Source organism: Pantoea sp. X-Soil-ISGK-275, assembly GCF_059730795.1.
Genome location: NZ_AP035976.1, coordinates 1,960,916 through 1,976,157, shown reverse-complemented (window position 1 = coordinate 1,976,157; position 15,242 = coordinate 1,960,916). Strand labels below are relative to the sequence as shown.

11 protein-coding genes are annotated in these 15,242 nt (G+C 59.2%); 6 read left to right on the top strand and 5 right to left on the bottom strand.

Going from position 1 to position 15,242, the window contains the following annotated elements:
- Positions 1–10: 10 nt before the first annotated feature.
- Positions 11–436 (bottom strand): MarR family winged helix-turn-helix transcriptional regulator, encoded by a 426-nt coding sequence (locus tag AC6I8A_RS09220; RefSeq protein WP_497818346.1) that lies wholly within the window; start codon positions 434–436, stop codon positions 11–13.
- Between the two features lie 120 nt (positions 437–556).
- Positions 557–1,102, bottom strand: a complete 546-nt coding sequence (locus AC6I8A_RS09215) for a helix-turn-helix domain-containing protein (protein WP_497818345.1) — start codon at positions 1,100–1,102, stop codon at positions 557–559.
- Positions 1,103–1,198: 96 nt separating this feature from the next.
- On the opposite strand from AC6I8A_RS09215, the gene AC6I8A_RS09210 reads away from it, so the two are divergent.
- From AC6I8A_RS09210 to AC6I8A_RS09195, 4 genes are all read left to right on the top strand, one after another.
- Positions 1,199–2,377, top strand: coding sequence for a benzoate/H(+) symporter BenE family transporter (locus AC6I8A_RS09210; protein WP_497818344.1), 1,179 nt, complete (start codon positions 1,199–1,201; stop codon positions 2,375–2,377).
- A 153-nt stretch (positions 2,378–2,530) separates the two neighbouring features.
- Positions 2,531–3,871 carry an SrfA family protein gene (locus AC6I8A_RS09205; protein WP_497818343.1) on the top strand — a complete coding sequence of 447 codons (1,341 nt, stop codon included), beginning with the start codon at positions 2,531–2,533 and terminating at the stop codon, positions 3,869–3,871.
- 2 nt (positions 3,872–3,873) lie between these two features.
- The gene (locus tag AC6I8A_RS09200; protein WP_497818342.1) at positions 3,874–6,846 is read left to right on the top strand and encodes a virulence factor SrfB; all 2,973 of its coding nucleotides are present in this window, start codon (positions 3,874–3,876) and stop codon (positions 6,844–6,846) included.
- The gene (locus tag AC6I8A_RS09195) at positions 6,843–9,215 is read left to right on the top strand and encodes a virulence factor SrfC family protein (protein WP_497818341.1); all 2,373 of its coding nucleotides are present in this window, start codon (positions 6,843–6,845) and stop codon (positions 9,213–9,215) included. The genes AC6I8A_RS09200 and AC6I8A_RS09195 overlap by 4 nt, the downstream gene beginning before the upstream one ends.
- Position 9,216: 1 nt before the next feature.
- Here the strand turns inward: AC6I8A_RS09195 and AC6I8A_RS09190 are convergent, their stop codons facing one another.
- The 3 genes from AC6I8A_RS09190 to AC6I8A_RS09180 all read right to left on the bottom strand — a co-directional run bounded on the left by AC6I8A_RS09190 (position 9,217) and on the right by AC6I8A_RS09180 (position 10,360).
- Complete coding sequence (locus tag AC6I8A_RS09190) at positions 9,217–9,489, bottom strand: barstar family protein (protein ID WP_265296859.1); 273 nt, start codon at positions 9,487–9,489, stop codon at positions 9,217–9,219.
- 2 nt (positions 9,490–9,491) lie between these two features.
- Positions 9,492–9,926 carry a ribonuclease domain-containing protein gene (locus tag AC6I8A_RS09185; RefSeq protein ID WP_256696369.1) on the bottom strand — a complete coding sequence of 145 codons (435 nt, stop codon included), beginning with the start codon at positions 9,924–9,926 and terminating at the stop codon, positions 9,492–9,494.
- Between the two features lie 86 nt (positions 9,927–10,012).
- On the bottom strand, positions 10,013–10,360 hold the full coding sequence (locus AC6I8A_RS09180; protein WP_008110158.1) for a helix-turn-helix domain-containing protein: 348 nt from the start codon (positions 10,358–10,360) through the stop codon (positions 10,013–10,015).
- A gap of 299 nt (positions 10,361–10,659) precedes the next feature.
- Here AC6I8A_RS09180 and AC6I8A_RS09175 point away from each other — a divergent pair, with 299 nt between their 5' ends.
- Together AC6I8A_RS09175 and oqxB are read left to right on the top strand one after the other, a co-directional pair.
- On the top strand, positions 10,660–11,814 hold the full coding sequence (locus AC6I8A_RS09175) for an efflux RND transporter periplasmic adaptor subunit (RefSeq protein WP_497818340.1): 1,155 nt from the start codon (positions 10,660–10,662) through the stop codon (positions 11,812–11,814).
- Between the two features lie 18 nt (positions 11,815–11,832).
- The gene (oqxB, locus tag AC6I8A_RS09170) at positions 11,833–14,985 is read left to right on the top strand and encodes a multidrug efflux RND transporter permease subunit OqxB (RefSeq protein ID WP_436333043.1); all 3,153 of its coding nucleotides are present in this window, start codon (positions 11,833–11,835) and stop codon (positions 14,983–14,985) included.
- Positions 14,986–15,242 lie beyond the last annotated feature (257 nt).

Genomic DNA, 15,242 nt, shown 5'->3' with positions numbered 1-15,242 from the left:
CCTCTCAGGATTATTGGTCGGCAAGTCGTTGCAGTAAGGGAATCGCGGCCAGCAGCGTTTGCTGTTCGTGCGCGTTCAACTGCGTCGCAATGTTGTTTAGCAACCAGTCATCACGTTGTGCGCGGTTGGCGGCGATCAGTTTCAAGCAAGCATCGGTGGGTTGATAGCGGGTTTTGCGGCCATCCAGCGGATCGGCGGTGCCCTGCACCATACCCAGCGTCTGCAAGCTGGCCACGGTGGCGCCCATCGACTGCGTGCGCACACCTTCCAGCGTAGCCAATTCCGTTACCGTCATGGCACCATCCCGCACCAGATAGCCGAGTACCGATACCTGCGGCCAGGTGAGATCGCCCGGCGGCGCCGATTCCCGCAGGCGACGCGCCAGTTTGCCATTGATGCTGCGCAGTAACGCCGCCGCGCTGTTGAGGTCGCTCATGGCACCTTCTCCTTACTGATGAGCCGCGAGTATATAAATACGAAGGCAAACTGGGTAGTTTACCTTCGTATCAATTTGTAATTGTGCCGGGTTATGAGGGGGTCGCCATGAATGGCGACCCTAGGGGCGCTGCAGATAATGGATCAAGCTGTGAAAACGTAACGGCGTGCTGAAAGGATTGCGGTAGCTGTGTGGCGTATCGGCAGCAAACTGACTGGCTTCGCCCGCAAGCAAGCGCCGCCATGTGCCTTCCACACCCAACAGCAGTTCGCCGTCCAGCACCACCACTTGCTCAATCACTCCACTTTCATGCGCCGATGAATCGCTCTGCGCGCCACCCGCCAGCGTCACTTCCAGCAGATCAAAACGCAGTTTGGCATCGTACGGTAGCAGCGGCTTAACCTGCATCTGTGCATTGGGCTGGCTGAAGGTCGCCACGCTGCCCGGCGGTTGATCGCTGCCCTGCACAAAGAAGGAAAACGGCACGTTAAAGCCGGTGGCGATTTTCCACAGCGTCGCCACCGTGGGGCTCGATTCGCCGCGCTCGATCTGGCCGAGCATCGCTTTGCTCACGCCGGTGCGATCCGCTGCCAGCGTCAGGCTCCAGCCGTTGGCCTGACGCAGCTGTTTCAGCGCCAGACTCAAATGTTGATGCAAATTTTCCATGTGTTCTCCCGAAAAGCTCGCGCGCAGTGTAACACTTGTGCGCTATAACGCTCCATGCCACTGTGTGCGCTATAACGCACAACCGGATGTGATCTGATGACGACCGCCACCACACGCAGTGCTTTCTCTTTCCCGATGCTGATTTCTGGTTTTATCGCCGTGCTGGTGGGCTACAGCAGCACGGCGGCGCTGATCTTTCAGGCGGCGCAGGCGGCGGGCGCTTCGCCGGAGCAGATTGGCGGCTGGCTGTCGATGCTCGGCGTCGGTATGGGATTGGCCTCGTTCGGCTTATCACTGTGGACGCGCATGCCAATCCTCGCCGCCTGGTCAACGCCTGGCGCGGCCCTGCTCGCCACCAGCGTGCAGGGTTTGACGCTGAATGAAGTGATTGGCGTATTTGTCGCGACTAACCTGCTGATTGTGTTGTGCGGCGTCACCGGCCTGTTTGCTCGTCTGATGAATCACATTCCGCAGTCGCTGGCGGCGGCGATGTTGGCCGGGATTCTGCTGAAGTTTGGCATCGGCACCTTTAGCGGCTTGCAGAGCAATTTCGCGCTGTGCGGCAGCATGTGTCTGGTGTGGCTGTTGAGCCGTCGCTGGCTGCCGCGCTACGCGATTATTCTGGCGTTGATCGCCGGCGTGCTGGTGGCGCTGGGCCAGCAATCGATCCACTTTCCGCCGCATGCGCTGGCGATCAGTCGTCCCGAATTCATCATGCCGCAATTTAATCTGGCAGCGCTGATTGGCGTGGGTTTGCCCTATTTTCTCGTCACCATGGCGTCACAAAACGCGCCGGGCATCGCCACCTTGCAGGCGCACGGTTATCAGCCGCCGGTTTCGGCGCTGACCGGCTGGACCGGATTTATCGCCTTAGTACTGTCGCCGTTTGGCGGTTTTTCCGTGTGTATCGCCGCGATTACCGCCGCCATTTGTATGGGAGACGACGTCGATCCCAATCCGGCGCGCCGCTGGATGGCCTCGGCATTGGCGGGCGTGTTCTATCTGCTGACCGGCTTTACCGGCGGATTGATCGCCATCATGCTGAGCGCCTTGCCGCCGATATTGATCGCCACGCTGGCCGGTTTGGCGCTACTCGCTACGCTGTCCGGCAGTTTGCAGCGCGCCTTAGCGGAGCCGGATCAGCGCGATAGCGCCATCGTGGCATTCCTGATCACCGCCAGCGGCATTTCACTGTTGGGCATCGGCTCCGCCTTTTGGGGACTGCTCGGCGGTATGCTGACCTATTTGATTCTTTCCCCACGACGCCACGCTTAAAATTTCAACAGATCACCCTCGCACCCGGGAAAAACGCCCTGTTTTTCCCCCTTTATCAGCCGTTTGATTTCGCAACATTTGGCTTAAGATCACTATCATCGCCAAAAACACACACTGTTCTGCCTCAGACAACCACCGATAAGGGCCCAACGAGTGGCAAAAACTTTTCTGCGCAGCGGCAATCTGGATTCGGTACTGGCACTGGGTGAAAACGGCCAGCCGGTCTGGACGTCCGCGCTGCAAATCCGTGAAACCCTGCGCCTGCGCCGCCAAACCACGCTGGCCAATTGCCTCGCGATTCCGCAAGTCAACGAGCGCGGTGACCGCCTCGATTGGTACGCCCCGTTTAATGGCAAAGTAAAATCCTGGCTGGGTGCCAGCGATCACGAGCGCCGCCAAGCGCTGGAGCTGCTGACGCTGAACCAGCAGGATTTGCAGGCTCTGAGCCTGCGCGCGCGCGACGCGGAGAATCCTGCGATGCGCTTGTTTGGTGCGTTGCTGAGCAAGACGTTGCAGTTCCCGGATCAGCAGTACGTTTATCTGGTGGATGGCAAACCGGTGATCACCTTCTGGGGCTTTGTCGATCCGCAGGCGCGTTCGCGTGATGACGCGCTGGCCTGCCTGCGTGACTCACTGGAAGATGAACTGCCGCCGCTGTTGCCGGAACCGCCAGCACCCGCTCCGCTGGTGGTCGCGCCAGTAATTGCGCCGCTGATCGACGTGCCGCCTGCCGCTGCCGAACCGCTGATCGAGCCGAAACCTGAAGTCGAAGAACCAGCAGCCGAAGTCATTCCTGAGCCCGCGCCTGAACCGGAGCCTGTCGTGCCACCACGTCGCGCCTTTACCGTGCGTCCGCTGATGCTGCTGTTGCCGGTTGCGGCGGTGGTCGCTGCGGGTGTCGCCTTCTGGCTGCACAGCGCACCGCAACCGGCTGCGATTAGCGTTGCAGATGTGCCTGTGCCGGTGAGTAAGCCGCCGGCCGTGATGGTGAAAGCGGAAAAACTTGCCGCCACGCTGCCACAAACCGCCGCCACCGTCATTGCTGCCCCCGCACCGGTTGCTGCGCCTGTCGCGCCGCCTGAGGTGGTTGCTGAACACACCGAACCGGCCAAAGCGGATGATTTGGTGATGACCACAGAAGATGCGCGCGTTGGCTCAGTGAAATTTATCAATGGCACCTGGCGCGTGACCTTGCGTCAAACCAATCTGCCGACCGGCAAACCGCCAAGCCTGCGCTATCAGATGCGCAACGGCAAAGGCACCGCCACCATTACCCAGGGCGACAACATCCGCTGTAAAGCCGATGTCACCGCCGCGATGACCAGCGCCGGCAGCATGGAAGTGCGCAGCCGCTATACTGCGACCTGCAGCGACAAATCGCGTTACCGCATGCCGGAATTGGTGTGTAAAGCCGGTGATGGCATCGCCAGCTGTACTGCGCAATACGGCGCAGATCAGGTCTTCCCGTTGACGATTAAGCGTGAGAGTAAGTAAACATGTTGGCTCCCCTCATCGATGACAAACAGAAAATCACGCTGATTGAAGATAGCGGTGTGCAGTTTCTTGATTTCGGTTTGCGTTTACCTGCGTTGCAGGCTCGCCGCCAGTTCGTGCGTCAAACCGCCAACGGCCCGCTGCTGCGCCTCAACGTCGACGGCAACAGCGGCAAGTTCCTGCTCTATCCGGAAGATGGCGGCGCGGCGGAAGTGGTGCGTCCGGAAACGGATATCGCGCTGGCCGACTCGCTGAAGCTGCTGGCTCATCAATGGCTGCCGCTGCCGGTGCTGCGTTGCACCAGCGGACGTCGTTTTATCGGCGGCCCGGACAACTGGGCGCGTCTGCATCTGGCGCCGCTGGCGCAACCCGATGCGGCAGGCAACACCCATCGCATCACCCTCGCCTTTGATACGCGCATTGTGTCAGAGCAAGATGGCGGCGAGCAGCACGGTTTAAGCAAAGCCGATGCGCAAAACGGCGTCAGTTTCGCCCTTGCCTGGCACAACTACGAGCTGGGCGAATTCCTCGACCATACGTGGGTCGATGGCTGGCTACGTGAAACCTTTAGCCAGCAGGTACATGCGCTGGAATCGCGTCGCGAGCAGGAGCTAAACCAGGCGCTGCGTGAGTTCGAATATCAGGCGCACTATCTCAACCTGCTGGAACTGCTGGGCGAACAGCTCGATCTGGCGGAGATCTATATCCAGGCGACGTCGCTGCAAACGCCGGCGGTCAACGTCGATATCATTCTCGACGTCGGCAACTCGCATACCTGCGGCATTCTGGTGGAAGATCACGCCGAAGAGAGCAGCGGCCTGCGTCAAACCTACGAGCTGCAGCTGCGCGATCTCTCCGAGCCGCATCAGGTTTATAACGAGCTGTTCGACAGCCGTCTGGAATTTGCAGAAACCCGTTTCGGCAAGGCCAACTTCTCGCTGGAGAGCGGCCGTGAAAATGCCTTTATGTGGCCGTCGCTGACGCGCGTGGGCCGTGAAGCCAGCCGTCTGGCGCTGCTGCGTGCCGGCACCGAAGGCAGCACCGGTTTGTCCAGCCCGCGCCGCTATTTGTGGGATGAAGCGCGCTATCAGCCAGGCTGGCGCTTCAACGCCAACGGCAGCAGCGATGAGTCGCAGGCCACCGCGCTGCCGTTCACCTTACTGATCAATGACGAAGGCCAGCCGCTACACGCGCTGGCGGAAGACGATCGTCTGCCGGTGTTCTCCGCCAGCTACAGCCGCAGTTCGCTGATGACCTTTATGCTGTGCGAACTGCTGGCGCAGGCGATGATGCAGATGAACAGCGTGGCGCAGCGCCAGCGCATGCCGCAAAGCCAGGCGCCGCGTCAGCTGCGTCATGTGATTCTGACGCTGCCGTCGGCGATGCCGAAGCCGGAGCGTGAGATTTTCCGTCGCCGCATGCAGGAAGCCATCGCGCTGGTGTGGAAAGCCGAAGGCTGGCATCCAGCTGAAGAAGAGTTCACCGCCGCCAGCCAGGCAAACAGCCTGCGTCCGGTGCCGGATGTGCAGATGGAGTGGGATGAAGCCACCTGCGGTCAAATGGTGTGGCTGTTCAACGAAACTCAGGTCAACTTTGCCGGTCGCGCAGAAGATTTCTTCAGCAGCATGGCGCGCCCGGATCGTCCGCGTGAAGTCGACGAGCTGCCGGGTAAAAGCCTGCGCATCGCCTCGATTGATATCGGCGGCGGCACCACCGATTTAGCCATCACCCAATATCGCCTCGATGATGGCCAGGGCAACAACGTCAAAATCACCCCGCGCTTGCTGTTCCGCGAAGGCTTCAAAGTTGCTGGGGACGATATTCTGCTGGATGTGATTCAGCTGTGGATTCTGCCGGCATTGCAGCAGAGCTTGCAGAAAGCCGGTTTGCAACTGGCCGAACCGCTGATGAACAAGCTGTTTGGTCACGACAGCCGCATGGACGGACAGGCCACGCTGCGTCAGCAAGTGACGCTGCAGCTGTTTATTCCGCTGGCGCAGGCGGTGCTGGAGCAGTACGAAAACTGGGATCCGCTCGACAGCCACAGCGAAATCAATGCGCTGTTCGGCGAGCTGGTGCCACAAAAACCGGCCAGCAGCGTGCTGGCGTTTGTGAACGGTGAAATTCAGCGCACGCTCGGCGGCGATAGCCGTTTCGATCTGCTTGAGGTGCCGCTGGTTGTCAGCATGGCGCAGCTGCACGGCGAGTTCCTGCAACACCGCATGGCGATTATTCCGGCGCTGCGCGCGATGTGCGAAGTGGTGTCTTTGTACCAGTGCGATGTGCTGCTGCTCACCGGTCGCCCGTCACGCTTCCCCGGCATTCAGGCGCTGGTGCGCCATCTGCAACCGTTGCCGGGCAGCCGCATTTTGTCGCTGGAAGGCTATCACACCAGCGACTGGTATCCGTTCAACAAGCAAGGCCGTATTGATAATCCGAAATCCACCGCCGCGGTGGGCGCGATGCTGTGCCTGCTGGCGCTCGATCTGCGCCTGAGCAGCTTCTGGTTCCGCGCCGGTGATTTCGAACCATACTCCACCATTCGTTATCTCGGCGTGCTGGATGAGACCTCGGCGCTCAGCGACGACAATTTGTGCTACAGCGAGATCGACCTCGACAGCAGCAGTTTCGCGCTGGATCGCAAAAGCAGCTTCCGCATTCGCGGCAACGTTTGCCTGGGTTTCCGCCAGCTGGAGAACGATCGCTGGCCGGCATCGCCGCTGTATAGCCTGAGCATTGTCGACCCGACGCTGGCGCGTCAGGTTGCCGGCGAAAGTGTACTGCGCATCAAACTGGCGGTGCAGCCGGGCCCGGATAATCTCGGCCCTGAACGCTTAGTGTTAAGCGATGCACGCATGGATGACGGCACGCGCGTGCCGCTGGAGCAGCTGAGTCTGAAACTGAATACGCTTTCCGCCACCGGCAACGCGAATGCGCAATATTGGATCGACAGCGGGAGCGTCTGCAAACGATGAGAACTGCCAAAAAAGCCTCGCCGGTTACGCCCGCGAAACGTCTGAGCCTGATGCAGGAAACGCTGGATGGCGCGCTGAACTGGGTGGAAACGCATCAGGCGCACGCGCCGCGTCTGGCGCTGGAAGCCGAAACCCTGACGCTGCAGCTGCGCCGTGCGCGCGTGGAAAGCCATGCCCTGGCGCGCCAGCTGGCGCGTCCGGTGACGTTGGCGCTGTTTGGTCAGTCGCAGGCGGGCAAAGCCTGGCTGCTGAGTGAGATGGTCGGCGATGCGCAGGGCCAACTTATCGCGCGTCTCGGCGATAAAACCCTGAACTATTTCCAGAACATCAATCCCGGCAATCTCGATTACGCTATCGCTACCCGCTTCAGCCACCAGCGCGAAACCCAATCCAACGCCTGGCCGCTGGAGATGACGCTGCTGAGCGAAGTGGAACTGATTCGTCTGATGCTGGCCTGCGCCAAAACCGAGCTTCAGCCCGACACGGCGCAAATCGATGCCGCCTTGCAGCGTTTGCAGCGCCATCGGCAGGATGAACCGCAGCCGGGCCTCGACAGCGATGCGCTGATCACGCTGTGGGCGTGGAGCCGTCGGCACCATCGTCATGCCGAGATTCTCGATCGCCACTTCTGGCCGCAGGCGATTGCGCTGGCACCGTGGCTCAACGTCGACGATCGCGTGCAGCTGTTTGCCCTGCTGTGGCCGGGGCAAAACGCGCTGAACGAAAGCCTGCGTAGCCTGATGCACTTGCGTCACCAGCTGCGCCATGCGCCGCGCGTGTTAGCGCCACTCAACGTGCTGGTGGACGACGCCGCGCTGCCGGCAGAAAAACTGATTGGCAACGATGCCGACTGGCAGGAGATGATCGAAGTGTGTCCGATCGTCGCCAATCGTGTGGGGAAAGCGCAGCATGTGCCGCTGGGATTGCTGTCGCTGCTGACGCTGGAGATCACCTTGCCACTCAGCTCCACGCCGCGTCAGGCGCTGTACGATGATGCGGATATGCTCGAGCTGCCCGCGCCGGGCACGCCAGCCGATCGCGCCCAACAGGATGAACTGGCGCAGCTGCGCAAACGCGATCCGCTGCGCGCCACGCTGCTGGAACAGAAACGTGCGCTGCTGCCGGGCCTGTACGCCGCGCGTCAGGGTATCGATTTGATGCTGATCTGTACCGCTGCCAGTCAGCGTCAGGATACCGATGTCGCCGCCAGCGCGCTGCGCGAGTGGCACATGCATCAAACCATCGCCGCCAGCGGTGAGAAGCCGCGTCTGATTTGGGCGATCACGCCGCATGATGCGCGCTATCAGCAGCAGCAGATTAACGTTGATGAATCAGTACAACGGCAGATTGGCCAGCCGGGACAGAGTTGGGGATCGATGCTGGCACTGGATCGCGCAGGCGTCGATCGCATGGGCAGCTGGTTGCAGGATGAGATGCAGCCGGAAGCGCGTCGCGATCGTCTGGCGCTGCAGCTCGGCGCGCTGCAGCAGAAGCTGGTGGAACGTTTGCAGCCGTGGACCGAATCCAGCGCCACGCCAGAACAGGCGGCACGCAAGCAGGCGATCTCCGATACGCTGCTGAAATGTTTGCAACATCGCACCGGTTTGCACGGCGAATTGCTGGAGCGTTTGCAGCCGTCGCGCGAAGCGGTGCGTCAGCTGTGGCTCAGCCAGAGCAGCAGCACTCATACTCAACATAGCGCCAAAACCGCAGCCGCTGAGCAGAGCTATTTTGGCATCGGCTTTGAGTTTGATCTGTTTAAAGATGAGCCGGTCGCCGCCGCTGAGCCGCGTAGCTCGGGCGGTCAGCGCGATCAGCAATTCCCGCAGCAGGTGTTTGCGCTGTGGCTGGAGCATTTGCGTCAGCTGCCGGAGAGCCGCAGCCTGCTGGCGCTGCTCAACGTCGATAAACCGACGCTGGAGATGCTGGTGGAAGAGTTGATTACCGCCAGCTTCCGTCTCAAGGTGCTGAACAAACTGCAAAACGCGCTGAATGAGCCGGATGCGCAGGCCAGCGCCCACGAAGCGCGTACCGATCGTCAGGTTTCACGTGCCATGACGGTGCTGGGGGATTTTGTCGCGTGGCTGGGCTTTTTACAGCGCCCGGAGAGCGAGCGTCCTGAAAGTCGCGTCAATCGCGGTCAGACAATTTTTGCCCGTCCGCCCGCGCCAAGCGTGAGCTTCTCGCCGGGACAGCGCTTAACGCGTCTGTCGGCCGCACCCGCCAATCATACCGCTTACTACATCTATGACTGGCTGGTGGGGTTGAATTCGGTGATCGTTGAGAACAATGGCTATACCGGCGGCGGCGATTTGCCCGCCAATGCGCGCCAGATGCTGGCGATTTTACTGCTACCGCTGCACGCGTAATTTACTCGCCACGCACCAGGCGCAGCTCGCCGTCTAACTGCTGCTGCGCCTCCTCAAGTAACGCCAGCACCGGCGCGAATTCAGCACTCTCGCTGGCGTCATCGGCATGCGCTAAATAGAAGGTCGCCGGCAGCGCCATGCCGCCGGTCAGCCAATCCCACAGCGCATCAAGATTGTTACCGAAATCCACTGGGCAGGCACTTTGCTGCACCAGCGCGCGGTAAAACGCCTGGCGATCCGACAAGCTTTCAAAGTCAAAATGGAGCGTCAACATGGTTAAGGCACCTGTTTGAAGCTGCGATAGTGATCGGTGGTGAGGAAAATCAGCCCATCGGATGAGTAAAGCAGACGATCGGCATCGCGGTGGCCGCAATCGTAGTTGACGTCCGCTTCATACCATTGCCTGCCCGCCTGCATCGGCAACCTTCTTTCGCGATTGCTAAAGCGATCGCCACCAATGGCGCGACCCGGCAGTACTTCACACAAGTTGCCCTTGCTGGGATTCCAGCCCTGACGACGCGCTTCATTTTTGGTGAGATAGAGATCGGGTAATGTGTGATGCTGCTGCAGCCAACGCGCCACGGTGTTGGCATCGGTGAGCTGTGAAATATCGGGATGGCTGGCGGACCATTTATCGGACAAACGCGGTTTTAGCCCGAGCCACAGCGCGGCGAGGACCAGAATTAAGGCAATCCAGAGTTTTTTTGACATGGTGGCATCCTGAAAAACAGGACGACGATAATAACAGATTTAAGGCAGGGAAAAACGCGGGCCAGCAAAGCTGGCCCTGGCGGGGTTTACTGCATTGCGCTGGCGGATGGCGCGGCGTGACGACGCCATGCTCCCGGCGCGACGCCATACTGGCGTTTGAAGCTGCGGTTAAACGACTGCTGCGAGTCGAAACCGAGTGAAATCGCCACGTTAAGAATCGGTTCATTGCTGGTCGTCAAGCGATCCGCTGACTTCTTCAGCTTCTTCTCACGAATGTATTCGCCCAGAGGCAAACCCGTGTGCTCTTTGAACATACGTTGCAGGTGCCATTTCGAATAACCGGCGCGCCCCGCTACGGTATCCAGATCCAGACGCGTTTCAATATTGTTGTCAATCCAGTCGATCAAATCGTGAATAAATGCGGTGGTCATCATCTCGTTTTCTCCGGTCGCCGTTGCGAACAGTATCAGTATCAGTATCAGTTGCAATTACACTTTAAGGTTGAACGACTATGCCAGTTAATGCAAGTTTTATTATTGCATTAAATGCCGCACTGCGCGTAGGGGCTTTGATCCTTCTGCAACGTAATGATCAAAACCGCACATAAAGTGTATCAGATATTCTTGCAGATGCAGTTTGAGCAAGCCTACACTCGTGGCGTTTTAATGCAATCATAAAAGTTGCAGATTTTTCGTACGTCTCCTTTCATTTTCACCAATGCGGAATAACAACAATGCATCTGCAAACATATAGGGTTCAATGGGCGGTAAGCCTGTCAGGAGTGATGTTGCTGGGAAGCCTGCTGGCCGGTTGCGATCGCGGGGTGGCGCAAAACGCCCCACCGCCGCCGCCCGAAGTAAGTGTCGCGCAGGTGGTAGAGCAGAAAGTCAGCCAATGGGATAGCTTTAATGGCCGTTTCGAAGCGGTGCAGAGCGTGCAGCTGCGGCCGCGCGTTTCCGGCTATATCGATCAGGTCAATTATCGCGAAGGCGACGAGGTGAAAAAAGGTCAGGTGCTGTTCACCATTGACGATCGTACCTATCGCGCCACGCTCGAGCAGGCGCAAGCCGAACTCGCCAACGCACGCAGCCAGGCCAAGCTGGCCCGCAGTGAATCGGCACGTACCGATAAACTGATCGGCACCAATGTGGTGTCACGTGAAGAGTGGGAACAGCGTCGCTCGGCGGCCAATCAGGCGCAGGCCAATGTGCTTTCTGCGCAAGCGGCGGTGGATATGGCGCAGCTGAACCTCGATTTCACCCGCGTTACCGCGCCGATTGAAGGTCGCGCCAGCCGCGCGATGATCACCACTGGCAACTTAGTGACCGCCGGTGACAGCGCCAGCGTGCTGACCACGTTGGTGTCGCAGGATCGTATGTACGTCTACTTCGATGTCGATGAAGCCACCTATCTGCATTATCAGGCGATGGCGCGTAAAGGCGAAAATCGCGGATCGCTGCCGGTGGAAGTGGCGTTGACCGGCGAAGAGGGTTTTCCGCATCACGGCACCGTGGATTTCCTCGATAACCAGCTGACCGCCAGCACCGGCACCATCCGCATGCGCGCCTCGCTGGATAATCAGCAGCGTCAGTTCACGCCGGGCCTGTTTGCGCGCGTGCGCCTGCCGGGCAGCGCCGACTTCACCGCGCTGCTCATCGACGATAAAGCCGTGCTCACCGATCAGGATCGTAAATATGTTTACGTGGTCGATGCCCAGGGTAAAGCCCAGCGCCGTGATATTCAGGCCGGTGATTTAGCCGATGGCTTGCGCATTGTGCAGCAAGGCCTGAAGCCCGGCGACAAGGTGATCGTTAACGGCTTGCAGAAAGTCTTTATGCCTGGCATGCCGGTGACCGCCCAACCGGTGGCGATGCGCTCCGCTCAATAACCTTCGAGACTGCCTTTTATGGATTTCTCCCGCTTTTTTATCGACCGACCGATTTTCGCCGCGGTGCTGTCGATTTTGATCTTTACCACCGGATTGATCGCCATTCCGCTGCTGCCGATCAGTGAATATCCCAACGTGGTGCCGCCAAGCGTGCAGGTGCGCGCAGAATATCCCGGCGCCAACCCCAAAGTGATTGCAGATTCCGTGGCGACGCCGCTGGAAGAAGCCATCAACGGGGTAGAAAACATGATGTACATGAAATCCGTGGCCGGTTCTGATGGCGTGCTGGTCACCACCGTGACCTTCCGTCCCGGCACCGATCCGGATCAGGCACAGGTTCAGGTGCAGAACCGCGTGGCGCAGGCCGAAGCGCGTCTGCCGGAAGAGGTGCGACAACTCGGCCTCACCACGCAGAAGATGTCACCGACGCTGACGCTGGTGGTGCATATGTTCTCGCCGCACGGCAAGTATGATTCGCTCTATCTGCGTAACTACGCCACCTTGAAGGTAAAAGATGAACTGGCGCGCCTGCCGGGCGTGGGTCAGATTCAGATCTTCGGGGCCGGCGAATACGCGATGCGCGTTTGGCTCGATCCCAATAAGGTGGCGGCGCGTGGCTTGACCGCCTCCGATGTGGTCAGCGCGATGCAGGAGCAGAACGTGCAGGTTTCTGCCGGTCAGCTTGGCGCAGAGCCGCTGAAGAAACAGAGCGATTTCCTGCTGTCGATCAACACTCAAGGTCGTCTGGAGAGCGAAGAGCAGTTCGGCAATATCATCCTGAAAACCGCCGACGACGGCACGCTGGTGCGCCTGCGTGACGTGGCGCGCATCGAGATGGGTTCCGGCAGCTACGCGTTGCGTTCGCAGCTGAACAACAAAGATGCGGTCGGCATCGGTATCTTCCAGGCGCCGGGCGCCAACGCCATCGATCTGTCGAATGCGGTGCGCGACAAAATGGCCGAACTGGCAACCCGCTTCCCGGACGATGTGCAGTGGGCCGCCCCTTACGACCCAACGGTATTCGTGCGTGATTCGATCCGTGCCGTGGTGCAAACGCTGTTCGAAGCGATTGTGCTGGTGGTGCTGGTGGTGATTCTGTTCCTGCAAACCTGGCGCGCGTCGATCATCCCGCTGCTGGCGGTGCCGGTTTCGGTGGTCGGTACCTTCAGCATCCTCTATCTGCTCGGCTTCTCGCTCAATACCCTGAGTTTGTTCGGGCTGGTGTTGGCGATCGGTATCGTGGTGGATGACGCCATCGTGGTGGTGGAGAACGTCGAACGTAATATCGAGCAAGGCTTGTCGCCAACGGCGGCGGCGCATCAGGCGATGCGTGAAGTGTCCGGGCCGATTATCGCCATCGCGCTGGTGCTGTGTGCGGTGTTCGTGCCGATGGCGTTCCTGTCGGGCGTGACCGGTCAGTTCTATAAGCAGTTTGCGGTGACGATTGCCATTTCAACGGTGATCTCCGCCATCAACTCGCTGACGCTGTCACCGGCGCTGGCAGCGCTGCTGCTGAAGCCACATGATGCCGCGAAGGATATGCCGACGCGCATCATCGATCGCCTGCTCGGCTGGCTGTTCCGTCCGTTTAACCGCTTCTTCCAGCGCAGTTCGGATGGCTATGAATCGTTGGTAGGTAAAACCTTGCGTCGTCGTGGCGCGGTGTTCGGCGTGTACGTGCTGCTGCTGGCTGGTGCGGGCTTTATGTTCCATACCGTGCCGGGCGGCTTTATTCCAACGCAGGATAAGCTCTATCTGATTGGCGGCGTGAAGATGCCGGAAGGTTCGTCGCTGGCGCGTACCGATGAAGTGATTCGCAAGATGAGCGAAATCGGCATGAACACCGAAGGCGTGGCCTATTCCGTCGCCTTCCCCGGTCTGAATGCGTTGCAGTTCACCAACACGCCGAATACCGGCACGGTGTTCTTTGGCCTGAAACCGTTCAACGAGCGTAAGCGCAGTGCGGCGGAGATCAATGCCGAGATCAACGCCAAAATCGCCAAAATCCAGCAAGGCTTTGGCTTCTCGATTATGCCGCCGCCGATTTTGGGTCTGGGACAAGGTTCGGGTTATTCACTGTATGTGCAGGATCGCGCGGGCCTCGGTTACGGTGCGCTGCAAACCGCCATCAATACCATGACGGGTGCGGTGTTACAGACGCCGGGTATGATGTTCCCGATTTCATCCTACCAGGCCAACGTGCCGCAGCTGGATGTGCAGGTGGATCGTGATAAAGCCAAAGCGCAAGGCGTGTCGCTGACCGAACTGTTCAGTACGCTGCAAACCTATCTGGGATCGTCGTATGTTAACGATTTCAATAAGTTTGGCCGTACCTGGCGCGTGATGGCGCAGGCGGACGGCGATTTCCGCGATAGCGTGCAGGATATCGGTAATCTGCGTACCCGTAACGATCGCGGTGAAATGGTGCCGATTGGCAGCATGGTCAATATCACTACGACTTACGGCCCGGATCCGGTGATTCGCTATAACGGTTATCCGGCAGCGGACCTGATTGGTGATGCCGATCCGCGCGTGCTCTCTTCGGCGCAGGCAATGCAGAAACTGGAAGAGATGTCGACGCAGGTGCTGCCGAACGGCATGAACATTGAATGGACTGACCTGAGTTATCAGCAATCAACGCAGGGTAATACCGCGCTGATCGTCTTCCCGGTCGCCGTTTTACTGGCGTTCCTGGTGCTGGCGGCGCTGTATGAAAGCTGGACGCTACCGCTGGCGGTAATCCTGATTGTGCCGGTGACCATGCTCTCTGCGCTGGTCGGCGTGTGGCTGACCGGTGGCGATAACAACGTGTTTGTGCAGGTTGGGCTGGTGGTGCTGATGGGGCTGGCGTGTAAGAACGCGATTCTTATCGTTGAGTTTGCGCGCGAGCTGGAGATGCAGGGCAAGAGCATTGTCGATGCGGCGCTGGAAGCCTGTCGTCTGCGTTTGCGTCCGATCGTTATGACCTCGATAGCCTTTATCGCCGGTACCATTCCGCTGATTCTTGGCGAAGGTGCAGGCGCGGAAGTGCGCGGCGTTACCGGAATTACCGTGTTCTCCGGCATGCTGGGCGTGACACTGTTTGGTTTGTTCCTGACGCCGGTGTTTTATGTGACGCTGCGTAAGCTGGTGACGCGCAAGCAGCCGCAGGGTGAAGTGCAAATGGTGTAAGGGTTTTAGGTGAAATGAACAATCCGGGCCAAGTGCCCGGATTTTTTATGGGTGCGCAGCCTACGGGATCCTCGTCATACAATCGTAGGGTCGCCATTCATGGCGACCGATTTAGCTCATTACGCCAATATGGCCGGAATATACTGGCTGGATTTCGAGGCAATAAAAAAGGTCGCCATGAATGGCGTAATGCCGATCAGTTAAGCCCGAAATGATCGGTTGAACGATCCTCCAGTTCTGCAAAAATCCGTAATCTC

What these genes read in the sequence shown, in the direction of transcription:
- AC6I8A_RS09215 (WP_497818345.1), bottom strand. Translation starts at nt 1,102, where the DNA reads ATGGAAAATTTGCATCAACATTTGAGTCTGGCGCTGAAACAGCTGCGT.
- AC6I8A_RS09220 (WP_497818346.1), bottom strand. Translation starts at nt 436, where the DNA reads ATGAGCGACCTCAACAGCGCGGCGGCGTTACTGCGCAGCATCAATGGC.
- AC6I8A_RS09210 (WP_497818344.1), top strand. Translation starts at nt 1,199, where the DNA reads ATGACGACCGCCACCACACGCAGTGCTTTCTCTTTCCCGATGCTGATT.
- AC6I8A_RS09180 (WP_008110158.1), bottom strand. Translation starts at nt 10,360, where the DNA reads ATGATGACCACCGCATTTATTCACGATTTGATCGACTGGATTGACAAC.
- AC6I8A_RS09185 (WP_256696369.1), bottom strand. Translation starts at nt 9,926, where the DNA reads ATGTCAAAAAAACTCTGGATTGCCTTAATTCTGGTCCTCGCCGCGCTG.
- AC6I8A_RS09190 (WP_265296859.1), bottom strand. Translation starts at nt 9,489, where the DNA reads ATGTTGACGCTCCATTTTGACTTTGAAAGCTTGTCGGATCGCCAGGCG.
- oqxB (WP_436333043.1), top strand. Translation starts at nt 11,833, where the DNA reads ATGGATTTCTCCCGCTTTTTTATCGACCGACCGATTTTCGCCGCGGTG.
- AC6I8A_RS09200 (WP_497818342.1), top strand. Translation starts at nt 3,874, where the DNA reads ATGTTGGCTCCCCTCATCGATGACAAACAGAAAATCACGCTGATTGAA.
- AC6I8A_RS09175 (WP_497818340.1), top strand. Translation starts at nt 10,660, where the DNA reads ATGCATCTGCAAACATATAGGGTTCAATGGGCGGTAAGCCTGTCAGGA.
- AC6I8A_RS09195 (WP_497818341.1), top strand. Translation starts at nt 6,843, where the DNA reads ATGAGAACTGCCAAAAAAGCCTCGCCGGTTACGCCCGCGAAACGTCTG.